Source organism: Rhizobium sp. BR 314 (assembly GCF_047445805.1).
Lineage (GTDB): Bacteria > Pseudomonadota > Alphaproteobacteria > Rhizobiales > Rhizobiaceae > Rhizobium > Rhizobium lusitanum_B.
Window position 1 is genome coordinate 18,977 of record NZ_JARWLA010000051.1, and the last position, 13,925, is coordinate 32,901.

Here is a 13,925-nt window from a genome sequence, read left to right on the forward strand (position 1 = left end):
CCTCATCTCGTCGATCCTTGTTGCGAGGCGCTCTGCCCGAGGCTGTTGGTCAGCGTAACGCCGACCGCAATTGCGACGGAGGCCCGGATCCAAAGCACGAACTTGCCACTGCCGAGCAGGCGCCGCGCCAGCATGCTATCCATCGTGTGCGCTGGTGACGGCACCTGGCTTTCGGTCGCAACGGATAGAAGGCCTAGGACCGAGAAGCTGCGGGTTGTCCACGGAATCAGCAAATTGTTCGGCCGGACGCGAACTTGCAGCGTCCAATCGTGGCCAGGCTCCAGCATTTCAGGGGCGTTGGTATCCATGGCGATCCAGACAGCTGGGGCGAGGATAGTCTGTCGGCGCGTCAGCAGAAAGCTCGAGATGACCGGCGCCGGATCGGCAACGAACGGTGGGAGATCGAGCAGTCCGTGGGTGGACCGTCCGAGAGGATCGGTCACGTCGACGCTTAGCGCCAACGGTGCTCCATCGGTGCGATCGAGCCGGAGAAAAACGTTAGTCCCGACATAGGCCGCGTGCTCGATCGAGCGGAGCATGCCGTCGAGCGTGGGGAAACTGGAGAGGCCACCGAATGTCGATGATCCCGCGACCGGCGCAGCGCTTCCCTGCCGGCACATCCAGGACAGCAAATGGTCGCCGATGGCCGCGCTAGCGCGGGGCGCGTCGCTCGTGACTTTAACCACTGCAAGCGTCTTCGAGCGCCGCGGCGCAACCTCTACCAGCGACAGCGCGGGCGGCCCGGCCGGTGGAAAGAGCAGGCCATAGGAGCGGGAAGGAGGCGAGTCGACGGCGAGCCCCGCCTTGTCGAGGTCGTCGTTTGGTCGGACCACGGCCCGGTACTGCAGCAGCTCCCAGCTGCGCAGGGCCGCTGCATCAGTAAAGGTCGTCGCGATCCAGGTGGCGGGGTTCGGCGACACGGCTGCGACCCTCTCCATCGTGCCCAGCGTGCGCGCCACGACGGCGTTGCGTCCACGGTAGAGGGTGACCTGCGTGGCCGGCGTGGCGCCGGCTGCAGTCACGGTGATTTCGGGCGACCCCGTCGCGCCAATCGTTGCCCTGATCTCGGGCATGGGGAGGCGCAGAGGGCGCGGAATGGCGTAGGCCAGAAAACCCTTGCGGCCATCGGCATCCGGCACGGGCCAGCCGGAGACGACGTTCGTTTCGCTGACGCCGACAACGATGAAACAATGGATCAGGCCGCTGCCACGGGGCAGCAGCGCTTCGTAGCGCATCGTACCGTCCGGGTGGATGAGCGGCAGGATCGGCTCGTCGCCTAGCTTGCGGTACGCCGCCTTGATCGTCGGGAGGTGCGCGTTGCCCTTGTGGAGATCGAAGAGCGTCTGCATCCGGCTGTGGAGGCCCTGAGTCAGCACCGGGCCGGGCCGGCCGCAGGCCGCAAGGATAGCTGCTTCGGTGGCCTCGAACACGCGATAGCGCCAGGCCCCTGTCGGCGCCCAGGCGATAGTGGCGTAGGAGAGGCCGGCGGCGTCCGGCAGCGAGGCCCAGACCGGATATTCGGGGGGCAGGGGTATCGGTGTCGGCGGGGGGAGCGGATTGGGTGCGATGACCATTTCGCGGGCGTGACCCCAGCCGCTCCATTCTCCCGGCCGGATTGTCTCTTCCGCCTGAGCGTAGATCGAGACTGCCTTTTCCTTTGCCGCGCCATAGGCGATCGACAGCGTCGGCCACTCAATGCGGTAGCGCCGCTCCGTGCCGACAAAGGGACTGGCGTTGGTTACCTCTGTGTCATCGGGGTGCAGCGGTGTGACGGTAACGTTGGCGGGCTTTAGGACAACCATGCCTGAAGAGTCGAACTGAATGAAGGCGTCGGCAACGCCGGCGCCGGGCTGTGGCGCGTCCGGTGGATCGGCGAGCGGGGCGGGGGGCGCCGGATAGGGGTCGAATACGTCGACGATCAGGTGGAGCCGCCCGAGCGTCCGTTCGCTCGCCTCCCAGACGATTTCGGTGCTGGCGTCGAGCGCGCAGGGATCTGCCCCTGTCGGTGCGCTTGCGCGCGCCCGGCAAACCGCGACCGTCGGCGTCTGCACGTCGCCAGGCCCCAGCGCCAGCCATGCGGTGGACCAACTACTCCACTGGCCGAAGAGGTCGCAGGCGGCGGCCGCATATTGGTAGCTGAGCGCGGCGCCGGTGATCGGCCGCGACACGCCGCTGTCGCGAAGCATGACGGTATTCGGCGTCAGAGCGGGGTCGGACGGCTGCCCCATCGCCCGCGCTGGGGCAGCTGCGCCGATCGGCACCCAGCCGTCTCCCCCGGGCCGCCGGCGCATGCGATATTGACCGGCGCCGGGCTTGTCGAAGCGGGCGAGGGCGTAGGCACTGGCACGGCCGCGACCGGGCTGCGGTGAGGTGCGCGGCGTCTCGATCTTCACCGAACTGGTAAACGGGGCGTCGGGTTTGGGCGCGCCCTCGACAAAGCTCGGCGCCGGTAGCAACGGGTTTGGGGTGTCCGGCGTCGCGCGGAAGGTTGGTGCGAGCACGATGGCGGCCAGCTCCCGGTCGACCTGCCTGGAAATGATCTGTGGCGGCTTATCGCCGAACGGCCAGATCGACGGCGCCTGTACGGCGACCTTGATCAGGCCGCTCCACGGCACGGTCACCATGAAGTCGTCGAGCTCCCGCAGGCGCCCGCTGGGCTCGCCGACATCAGCGCCGGTGCCGTAGCCGAGCGCGAGGCTGGCCCAGGTGTCGGTGGCAACCGCCGTGGTGAGACTTTGCAGCGGCCGCGTCGTCATCTCCGAACGATCGATCGCACGACCGGCACCGAACTCGTATTTGAGACCGGCGATTTGCTGCTCGAAGCGCGGCAGCAACCTCGGCTTGGCGTCGGCAAGTTGCTGCGCATCGACGTCCGGCGGCGGATGATCGGCGAGCACCTGCAGGAGGTCCGTCATGATGTTGGCACCGAGTTGATCGACCAGCGCCGCGGCGTCTGGCGGCACCCAAGGGTCGAGCCCCGCGAGCGGCGGCCATCCCACGACCGGCCCCCAGTCCTTGAGCCTCTGCATTGCGGCGGCCATCGGGTCGTCGATGTAGGAGTTGACGTAGCCTTGCTGATCCGCACGATAATAACTCGTGTTGACGAGTTGCGCCGGCACCGGCAGGCCGACGCGCTGTATTTCCTGCCATCCGCCGTCATCCGCCATCACGATGGCGGAGAGGCCGCGGGCGTTGGTGAGAGCGCTTTCGTCGCTTAGCCGGACCCCGAGCATCGGCCCACCACGCAGCGTGATCGTGCCCGGCCCGCCGCTGACCGTCGCCACCGGATCGTTATCGGCCCGCGACAGGCCGTATGCGGTCACCGGCGCGTTCACGTCGAGCTCGATGAGGAGCATTTCCGTAAGCCCGTCCCACCAAAAGGTGTCCGGGGCAATGCGATGCCAGTTGTCGATGGGCTTCGCGGGAGGTCGTTTGAGCGCTGTCCGCCGCCACACCGTGAATGGCTCAAGCGGTATGCCGAGGCTCGCATTCAGCACCCAGCGTAGGGCAATGTAAGGGCCGCGTTCGCGGGCCCTGCGCATCGCGCGGTCATCAGGAGCCGCCACGCGGGCCCAATCCTGCGCCTCTGCCGGGCGATCCTGTGCTGCGAGTTGCCGGCGCGGATCGACGACGATTGCGTCGAGGAAGAACTCGCCCGGAAAGCAGACGCGCGGCGCCATTATGCTACCTCCCAGATTGCGGCATCGAGGGTCATCTTGAGCAGGTCGATATCCGACGTGCCGCTCCCCTCGCCGAGGAACGGGTTTTCATGCACCCTGAGCGAGAATGCGATCGGCTTGTTGCGTCCCGCGTCGACCGCGGCAATCACAATGTTGAGGCCGGACTGGCTGATGATGTGAAGCGGCGCTGCGTCGGCGACGCCCGCCGTCGGGACCACCTCGAGGTAGGGCTTGTCGACGAGGCTGATCACCTCGCGCTGCAGCCGCGGCTGCCCAGGCGGTTCGTAGGTCCGCGGCTCCTTGCGGGTCCGCACCAGTGGTTCGGGGGTACGGATGACGACGAGCCGGGGCTGCAGCGCGCCACCATCTGGTGCCCATAATATCTCGACCTCGGGGCTCTTGACTTCGACAACGGGTCGCAGGCCCGCCTTGCCGAGGGCCGCATCGATCTGCGATCGGGACAGCTGGGGCGAGGTGAGCAGAGCCAGGAGATCGGCGATATCAGCAACCCCTGCCGGAAACTCCGCTGGCTTGCTCATGGCAACGTCGGCGCACATGGCGCCTGGATTGGCGTAGCGTGACGTGGTGAAGGCGCGTCGGAAGAGTGGCGTTAGGAGCTTTCCGGGTGGCACCGGGGGAGGATTGACCGGCTCGATGTCGAGGATGAAATCGGTGCTCGGCTCAAGCAGCAGGTTGACGTCGACGATGGTATGACGGGTGACGGTTCCCGATGTGGGGACGCAAGGTGCGTCAGCCAAGACGTTACGGATCATGTCCTCCCACGGCGATAACACCGACACGCCATCGAGAGGCTTGGTGTTGACCTGATCGGCTATCGCTGCGGTAATGGCGTCCTTGAGCAAGGCAAAGGTGTCGGGGAACCCGGGCGACGTGGGAGCGGCATTCTTGTACGAGGCAGCGCGGACTTTGGCCTGCAACTCAACCCCGTAAGTTTTGAACATCGTCAGCAGGTAGTCGACGGAGAAGACGATCCGGATTGGCAGACCGTGGAAGTAGAACCGCTCGCCCTCGTCGGGGTCGGTTGTGATGATCCATGGGTCGAGCCTTACAGGCATCGTCTTTGCTTGGTCCGGCGGGTCACCGGGGGAGGCGATGACGCGGGGCGCCAATGGCTGATTGTCGGTACGGAAGCGGAAGGTCTGGGCCGGGGCAGCGTTCCATGTATTTGCATCCGACCCATCGGCGTTGCATGTCGCCCATTCCCAGTCGACCGACACGGCATATTCGGTATTGGGCAGGAGGAGCGCAGGCGGCGCCGTCATCGGCGCAAGCGCACCATTGATCTCGCTCTTTTTGTGGTTCTGGATCAGCGTCTCGTCGGCTTCGCGCGCCACCTCGGCTGCGGTCATCGTCTCGACGACGCCGACGAGATAACTGGGGCGGTTAAAGCCCTTGGCGATGAGACGCCGCAGATCAACGATGCCGAACTGGACATAGGCCGTTCCCGGTGGGGTCTTCGCATCAACAAGGATGATGGCGCCATCCTCCCTCCGGTTGGCGGTCGAGAGCAGGCTGAAGACCTCGATGACCCGGCAAGCCCACGGTCCCTTGCGATCGATCCAGGGTTTTGGCAGGTCGTTGAGCGCCTGCACGCGTCGACTGCCGTTGCCGTTGGCTTCGATCTTCACCGTGTCAAGTGGATTGCCGTCGGCATCGAAGTACCGCGCCTGGAGGCGGCCGCTCCGCACGATCTGGTCGGGCGCGAAGATCAGAACCCGAAGCGTCACGATTTCGCCGGTCGCGAGCGTCAGCACGTCCGCGTAGTCGTCGCCCCGGATGGCTTCGGCAAGCAGCTCGTCAATAATCCCCGCGAGCGGATGGCTGCGCCGAACGTCCGGCAACTGTGGTCGCTGGAACGGCGCTTCGAGCAATTTGGCGTAGCAGCCGCGCCTAGCCCGCCGCTGTGCTGCATCCGCAAGGCCGGGCAGGAGCTTGGAGAAGCTAGCCAGTTGCTCAGAAGAGCTCGCGACGGCGGCGAAATCGCGGATCGTGGTGAAGCTCGGGCGTTGGGGCATGGCGGTCTGCACGAGATGGATGTCGGGACGCTGCCGCACCAACGAACCGTGAGCGGCGCAGCCCTCGGCGCAGGCGACGCCCCCCCCGATCACTCTTGCCGGCGCAACGTCCACCATGAGATCGGCCACCGGATTGCCGGAACGCCAGTTCTCCGCGATGTCGAGGCGGAGCCCGGGCGGCGTCTGGCGTGTCGACTGGGGTGGGTCGGGCCAGGCGGTGCCGAACATCAACCAGCCGATGCTCGAGGGGCCGAGTGGCTGGTCGTGAAAGGTCCAGAGCACCGATGTGGCGGGAGCGACTTCGTCGCAGATTGTCGCCCAATGGTGGTCGAGGAAATCCTCGGCGTGGCGGCTGCGCTCGACGGCGTTGGGATGCGCATCGGGCACGCGCGTCAGTAATGCGAGCTCGCGCTTGCTCTCGGCGGTGGGATTGGGAACGTTCGGCCACCAGACGGCGGGCACCGCGCCGGGGGTCAGCGCCTGGTCGAAGGAAATGCCTTTGACACGGTATGTGTAGTAGGGCGTCCCGCGATGCACCGCCGGAGAGGATGGACCGATGGGGCCAATTGCGACGCTGGTTGTGACGGTTTGGCTGGCATCGTTCGGGTCTGGCTGTGTCACCGAGAAGGCGCCAGCGATACGAGGCGTGCAGTCGAAGTGCAGCACGACGATTGCGTCGATCGGCACGGCTTCGCTGTCGGGAATGGCGCTGCCGTCGGCATGCGCATCGGCAAGCTTGCCGTCGATCGGACGGTCGCTGCTGACCCCGGCGAGCAGCGCCGCCGCCCGCGACTGCAGGCTGACGCCATTGACAAGCGGCGGCGGGGCAGGCGGATCGTCGGGTTTAGAGCCCAGCGTCAAATGCACGGATCCCGATACGCTGAAGAAGAACAGGTCGACCTCGCCGTGCACTTCGCCGTCGATCTGAACGACGTTCTTTGTCGGCTGGTAGAGATGGGTCGGGTCGCCAGGATAGTCCGGATCAGGCACTGGCGGGCCGTCGGGTATCTGCCCAGCGACGACCGTGAGCTTGGCTGCCGCTTCGATGCTCACCACCCAGAGGTGCAGCTCTCCCCATAGTCTGATCTCGCCGGTAAAGAGGATTGGCGCAAATCCGAGGCCCGCATCGGCAGCGGCACCGACCGAAAGGTAGAGCCCGTCATCGACATCGCCCCAGGTGAACGAGACAGACACGCCCGTTGCGATGGCGAAGCCGCCAAGCCGCAAAGGCAGTAAGGGGAAGGTGCTGTCGTTGCCGCCGTCGTAATTGTCGGTTGGGGCCGAGCTGTCCGGTATGCCCTTGCCGCGGATCATGAAATATCCGCGAGCCTTGAAGAGGTCGAAGAAGGTAACCGTTGCCGGGTTGTACCAGGAACCTACATCGACTGCGAAATGGGTCAGGTCGTCGAAGGGGAAGATGGCGCGCGTCGGTACGTGGACGGAGAGCAGTGGCTTGATCTCGTAGTCAAAGGTGAGCCCGATGGTGATGCGCCCGCGCCCGAGATCGATATCGATGACCGCCAGGATCGTTGCTGTCGGGTTGCCCTCGCGCGGCGGTCGGATCGCAATGATCTTCGCCTTCATCACGAGAAGGATGCGCGGTCCGGGCATCTCGAAGATGAGCATGCCCTTGACGTTGAGCGTAAAGCCCGCGTCCATCGTTCCGAGCACGGCGCCGAGGCCGATGGCCCAATGGTCGATGTCGGGCACCCAGCCGGTGATCTCCATCGGATTGCCGTTGACGCGGGTCAGCCATTCCAGCGCCGGAACGGGATCGTTGGGATGCTCGTCACGGCGGAAATGCAGCGCGAAGAGGCCGCCAAAGCCGAAAATTCCAAGCCCTGAATTGCCGAGGGCAATCGGCACCGGGAAGTCGACCTCGAGCGTCAGCAGGATTGCGGTGGCCTGCGGTCCCGGCGCGGGTGGCGTCGGCACGTGGCGGACCGAGAGACCTGCCGCGACACGGACGCCGAGACCTGGCAACGAGACGTCGAGTTGGCCGGCGAAGCCGTCGGGATAGATCGCAAGGTACCCTCCGCCCTCGATGGCGCCGCTGACGTTGATGTGGACGCCAAGCGCTGTGATCGTCGGCAGGTGACCGCCTTCGAGAGGGATACGGATGGTCGTCTTGTCGACGGTGACGACGCCGAGGTCGACCTTGAGATTGAGGTCGAGCTCCAGATTGGCCGGGTTGGACCGGGCGATGCGCGCGCCGGACACCTGAAGGATATCGCCGAGCGGCGCGGGTACGTTGATGCCGCCGGTGCTCGGGATGTTGATGGTAAAACCCTTCGAGGAGTCGAAGACCGGGATAACGTCGCGGAATTGCGGCTTGTCCGAGGTCTTGAACCCGACCGCCTTGTAACGGATCGTGATCGGGTTGTCGGGGTCGGTATCGATGAGCGTGACGCCGGCAAGGTCGAGCGTGACGACGAGCGCCACCTCGACGTCGAGTAGCAGCGCGCCCTGCGTACCATTGGGATCGTGTGCGACGACCAGCTCGCCGCCGTAGAAGGTGATGCGCGGCACATGCACGATATCGAGCTGGGCGGCGGCGAGCGGAACACCTGCTCCGATAGTCAGCGCGACGAGGTCGCCGGCCGGCGTGTTGGAGGTAGCGATAGCATCGAGCAGCGGCGCGAGCGCGATCAGAAGGCCGAAATAGTCGCGCCAGAAATTTTCACCCACGGGACCCGCGGCGAGGGCCGCGGGTGGCGGCGTCTGCAGAAAGCCGTCGCTATCCTGCTCGAACAGGCTTGCCAGTACCTGCCATCGCCCGACGGTGTCGTCGAGGGTTAGCTGAAGCCGTATGTCGAGCACGCCGTCATTGGGATCGGCCGCTGTGCCGACGGGCAGCGAAATCTGTCCCTGGCCCTGCGGCACCGGGTTCTGCTGCTGGACCGTGGTCAAATAGCTCTCGAGGACTGTGGTGACGTCGACTTTGAGGCGAAGCTCGATGGCAATCAGGCGGTTGTGGTCGAGCTCGACCCGGACATGCAGTTCCTTGAAACGGATGCTGTCATTGCCAGGTGCCTCACGCTTGATGACTGGCGGCTTGAAGGGCTGCGGCACCGGTTTGCGGGCAGGCCGGGCAATGTGCACAGCGGCGATCGCCGTCGTCGCTGGCTGACCGCCGGCCGGCATGGTGGCTTCGACGCGGCGGTAGGCGCCGCGCCCGGGAGCCAGGTAAGGATCAGCAGGTGGCTGCTCACCCTCCGGCAGTTCGGTGACCGGGTTGATGACGCCTTGGGCTTCGAGCAACTTGCGGATCGCCCAGATGCGGCGCTGCGACAGTGCTACGTTGTATTCGATGACCGGGACCTTCTCCTTGCTGGCTTCGCCCGCGAGTGTGATATGCGCGCCCGGTGCTGCCTTGGCCGCGGCGACGAAGGCCTTGAAGGCTGCGCTGCCGACGAGTTCGTTGTCTGTACCCTGCCAATTCTGCTGGTTGGGATTGGCGGTATCCGCCGAGGGGATCGTCCGGATGTTCTCTGGATTCCTGGCGAAAATTACCCAGGCGGGATCGTCGACCGTCTCAGGTGTCGTGGGCGAGCGGAACGGCTGATCATATTGGAACTGGCCGTGAAATGTGATCGGGCTCGGCGGTTGGGCCGCGATATTCCAGGAGGCGCTGATGTCTACCGAGGCGCCATGCGGCAGCGATACCGAAGCGCGGCCGGCGGTGATCGGCAGCGCTTGCGGTGCTCCGCCGGCTGTTGAAAGCGTCGCGACGGCTGTGTCCGGCGCGAAGATGATGGTAACCTTTTCCTGTTCCGGGGAATCCAGCATACTGATGGCAAAGCCGGGAGGGCCGGCAGTGGTGACGGTCAGCACGGCCTTTTCGGAGGTGGGGGTAACGCCGCCCTCCGGCGCGGTCAGGGACGGCGGCAGCAGGGCCACGCGCATGTCGGCATGGCGCGGCTGGGCGCCGGCGTGCACATCGAGAATGTCGATGCCGACGGTGCGGGTGGTCTGATTGGGGGCAAGCTGGATGATGATGGGGTCGGTGGTCTGGGTCTTGCCGTCGATGTTGATATTGTAAGGCGGCTGCCCGCCCGTGACGTCAACCACCCATTGCGACTTCCGGGGCACGGGCAAGATGTCAGACGTAAAGGGCGGGGCAGGAGGCGCCGCGACGTCGGGCAGCGCGATCTTGTCGACGAACCCGCCGAACTCGTCGTAGATGCTGATCGTCGCCCCTTGTGCGGCGTCCGGCTTGACGACGTCGAGGCCGAAGATTGCCGACAGGCCGCCGTCGCTGCCGAATTGGAACAGCAGTTCCCGCGCCGAAACGTCGATACCGAAGCCATTGAGCCCCGGCGGCTGCACGAAGACCCGCACATCGGGGGCATAGAAGCCACGGAAATCATCACCGACGCCGAACTTTTCGAGGATCACGGGCGGCGTTTCGGTACCTGAGAGATCGAGCAGCAGGCTATTGAAGCCGAAGCCCAAAACGCTGTCGGGACCGAAGAAGGCGTAGGGTGGCTGCATTCGCAGCAGATCGCCGTAGCCGGCTCCGGCCGGATCATCGATGTCGAACGCAGCCCAGGAATCGAAATTGATCGATACCTGCGGATCGCTGCCTCCGCCCGTTATGGCTCCGGCGGTCTGGTCGATCGACAGCTTGATCTTGGGTAGGACGAGCGTGACTTCGGGGTTGGCCGGGTCGGGAGCAAGCATGCCGTCCGGCTGCAGCAAGGCGCCCGTGAGGAACGGCAGATGCAGCGTTGCGGCATCGATCAGCAGATCGAGATGAAAAACCGTATCGACAGAATCCGCCGCCGTCTGACCTGCAGCCGGTTGGCCCTGGCCAAGCCCCGCCAGCAGTGCGGCAAGCTGCGGGTTGTTAAGTGCTGCCGGATTGCCGCCAGGACCACTGGAAACCACGAGGTCGGCGACGGGTGAAGAAATGCGGGGGGCAGTCAGCCGGAAGCTGATCGCGATATCTGGAAAATCCCAATACGCGCCCTGGGTGCGCTGCGTACGATGGTCGACGCTGGCGTTGGGGTTCCAGGTGATGGTGAAGGGCGGCGTGAAAGTCGGTAATGCATTGCCAACGCTGGCGCTGAAACGGGCAATGCCGCTGAGGCAGATCCCATTGTCGTCAAAGGCCGTTTCGATTTCGGTGACAAACAATGCGCTCAACAGTTCATGCAGCGGTTGGCCAATGGCCGCACCACCGACGACATAGGGACTTACCATGTCGAGCAACGCCAACGTTGCCATAGCAGCCTCACGAGAGACAGTCGCACACGCTGTTGAGTTCGCGGAACTCAACGATCGGAAAATGTCGCCTGAAATGCACTCGACGCGCCGGCAAAAACAGCATCTCGTCAAAAACTAGGAGCGAGACGTGATTTTGGATTGAATGCCCCACAATAGGCTCGGGAGATTACCCTTGAAACAAGAGCATTGAAAGGGCAATCCCTAGAAAAACTCTTGAGGGTTGTATTTCATCCGGCGGACGATGGTAGTTGCCTGCATTTTCGCCATTCAGTGGCGCTCGTTCCAGCCAAATGGCTACGGAACTCTCATCGACGCGTGCGGATTGAATTTTTTGGATGGTGAACTCCAGCGCCTGCTGCTTGTTGGCGCATTTCTCACTGAGGCGTCAATTGGTTGGGTACGGGTTCGTATCTCGTCAGGAGCAAATCAACAAAAGGATGATGGCACCAGAGGTCCGCATGCATTCATAATACAACAAAGCAAGGGGCATATCGAAAACACGACATTGCCGGGACCATAAATGGGAAGCCTTGCTTCGATTTGAGAGGGATCTTGAGTTAAAACCCTATAGCATCAAGCCAGGTTCGAACTTGCCCGTAAGCGTCTTGCTGCCATTCGTCGCCAGTACGACCGTCAAGGATGTCTTCGTCTTCTACGAAGGCTCGCACGCAGGTCGGACCAAAATCGTCGACTTCCCTGAATTTCCCAGCAATTTTCTGGTAGCCTTCAATCGCGCTTTTCTCGCACATAAGCGGCCCACAAGCTTCCACAAGAGCATCCACTCCACCCGGGAAGTTTCGGACCGAGTAATAGATGTCATAGGCGTCTTTGGGTTTGTTGCGTCCTTCGACCGCATGGCCCTTCATCGCAAGGAGGGCCGGAATTGAAGCGACTGCTACCATCACGCGGTTCTTGCCACCGCCGGGCATATTACCCTCGATCGCGACCATTTCATAAAAACGGGTGGCAAGGTCTGCACCAAATGCCCGCTGGGTTGCAAAATCGGCAGTCAGGGGAGGACGGTTCTTCTCGATCACTGCGTCAAAAGGCCTGAGGAAATCAACCAGGACCTCGATGTCCCCTCCGCCATCTCCGGGGTTGACGGTGCGTGCCATCTGGAAATTTTTCAGATGTTCGCGCGGAGCGTAACCCTGCTCTCTAAGTGACTCGACGAGACCCTTGTATTGCGCATCGTCGGCCAATGCCTCAGCGTCGAGGCTGAGATCAACATCGCCCGTGCCAACATGCTTCATCTCGGCGTCCTCTAAGAGAAGCCAAGGTACTGCGCCACCGACGACTGCGAATTGGCCCCGATAACTGCCAAGAGTCTGTCCGATCTCGACAAGAACGGATCGAACGGCAGCGCTCAAGCGGTCGGAATATTCGGGAGCCTTTGGAACTTCTTCTATCATTTCTGCCAGTCCATCAGTTTTGAGCGAAGGAATTGGGCACCTTCCTTCCCGCGATCCCCCGAATTAGTGAGATCGAGATATGTTTGCACCGCGCTGGTAGCACGCAACCCTTCGGAGATCTGTATTGCGTCATCTAGGACGCCATCTTCTTCCGGAATAACGACAACAATATTGCCGCCCTTGGAGACAGGTTTCAAACTGATTGCGTTCGTGAGCGACACGAAGCCCAGCTCATCGGCATAGACGTAATTGTTCGGATGGCGCACGAACGGAGCGAGCCATTCGGCCGCTGAAAAGGACGCCAAAACGACCTGCCCGTGTCCAGCTGCGGCGCGAAGCCGGTCGGTGAATTGTCGACCGTGATATGGTGTATAGCAATGGTATTCTTCGCCTTTAGGCGGTTCGTAATTCTCAGCCCAACTGTCCAGCAAATCATCTGGAGAGACGAGCACGAGCCCATCATCGGTTAATTCGGCCCATCCAAACTCGCGAATGCGGGCGCCAACATTGCTCGCCAGGCCAGCGCTTACATTCGCCGCCTCCGCCAAGTCAGAAATACGCCAATGACGGCCTGGGTGGTGGAGCAAGCATCGCAGAATGCGCGCTGCTTTGGGTTTGTACATGGATCTGAGGCTACGTCGTTCTGGCTCTGGCCGGCCTGGGACGGATCGCTCGATGTAAAGCCCGTCAGACGCAATCAGGGCATTGCCAAAGTAATCAAGGTAGCCAACATTTTCTTCTCGACACACTGCACGCGCTTGCGGCGACAAGTAAGGCGCCATGACCACCGGCACGTCGTTTTCATGCACGTTCTGCATATATCGCTGCAGGTGCTGAGCGGCGCTCCTCACCATTTGCGGCTGTCCACTGGCCTTGACTTCGATTACGAGATTAAGGGGTTTGCCCGCAAACTGCGCTTTTACCTTGATATCAGCTCTCCAGCGACTGAAATCGAGGACTTCCCGTTCAATGCTAATAATCTTCAGGTTCGGCAGGCCGGTCAGAAAATCCTCGACCACCTGAGGTGCAAATCGCTCGACGTTCACTGAATTAACTGGTTTCATCGTTTTGTTGAATAGCTCAAAACAGTGAACGAGTCAATGGGTATTCACTAGAATCGGCTATTCAACGGAGCGATGAACGCCGCCGATTGGTGAACGGCGCCAATTTTCAACATTGCTTTAACGAGGTGCCTCGAGTTCCAAAAGTCAACGTTATCCTGTTGTCTCATCCGGCAAGATCTGAGTGACCGCTTGCGCTTTCAGGTCTTTGGCAGCAAGCACAATTTTTCGTTTCGCTTGATGCCAGCCATGTTGTCGTTTTGCACTTAAATGGGTTCATCCTCAATTTCTGTGGTTAACAGGGTGTTAGCGCCTCGATCGCTATCTGCAGGGATGCGAGCGCAATTGAAATGGTCACCCGGCCCAGGGGTCAAAATACTGGGTATCACCGTTCAAGATGAAGAAAACTGGGTTGTTTCGGCTGCTGCGAAACCGGTCGGCATCTGCCCAGATTGCGGAACGCAAAGCCGGCACAGGCACGGCTGGCACAACCGCCGCCTCCAGGAC

General features: G+C 62.7%; 4 protein-coding genes. All 4 read right to left on the bottom strand.

What is annotated here, in order from left to right:
- Positions 1–2: 2 nt before the first annotated feature.
- Entirely contained in the window at positions 3–3,680 is a 3,678-nt protein-coding gene (locus tag QD461_RS33550) for a hypothetical protein (protein WP_414091303.1), read from the bottom strand.
- The gene (locus QD461_RS33555) at positions 3,680–10,945 is read right to left on the bottom strand and encodes a hypothetical protein (protein WP_414091304.1); all 7,266 of its coding nucleotides are present in this window, start codon (positions 10,943–10,945) and stop codon (positions 3,680–3,682) included. The genes QD461_RS33550 and QD461_RS33555 overlap by 1 nt, the downstream gene beginning before the upstream one ends.
- A gap of 557 nt (positions 10,946–11,502) precedes the next feature.
- A complete protein-coding gene (locus QD461_RS33560; RefSeq protein ID WP_414091305.1) occupies positions 11,503–12,357 on the bottom strand; it encodes a nucleotidyl transferase AbiEii/AbiGii toxin family protein in 855 nt (284 codons plus the stop codon).
- Positions 12,354–13,421, bottom strand: coding sequence for a type IV toxin-antitoxin system AbiEi family antitoxin (locus QD461_RS33565; protein ID WP_414091306.1), 1,068 nt, complete (start codon positions 13,419–13,421; stop codon positions 12,354–12,356). Before QD461_RS33565 ends, QD461_RS33560 begins: the two co-directional genes overlap by 4 nt.
- Positions 13,422–13,925 lie beyond the last annotated feature (504 nt).

Excerpts from the sequence above, each read along its gene's own strand:
- QD461_RS33550 (WP_414091303.1), bottom strand. The coding sequence starts at position 3,680 with ATGGCGCCGCGCGTCTGCTTTCCGGGCGAGTTCTTCCTCGACGCAATC.
- QD461_RS33565 (WP_414091306.1), bottom strand. The coding sequence starts at position 13,421 with ATGAAACCAGTTAATTCAGTGAACGTCGAGCGATTTGCACCTCAGGTG.
- QD461_RS33555 (WP_414091304.1), bottom strand. The coding sequence starts at position 10,945 with ATGGCAACGTTGGCGTTGCTCGACATGGTAAGTCCCTATGTCGTCGGT.
- QD461_RS33560 (WP_414091305.1), bottom strand. The coding sequence starts at position 12,357 with ATGATAGAAGAAGTTCCAAAGGCTCCCGAATATTCCGACCGCTTGAGC.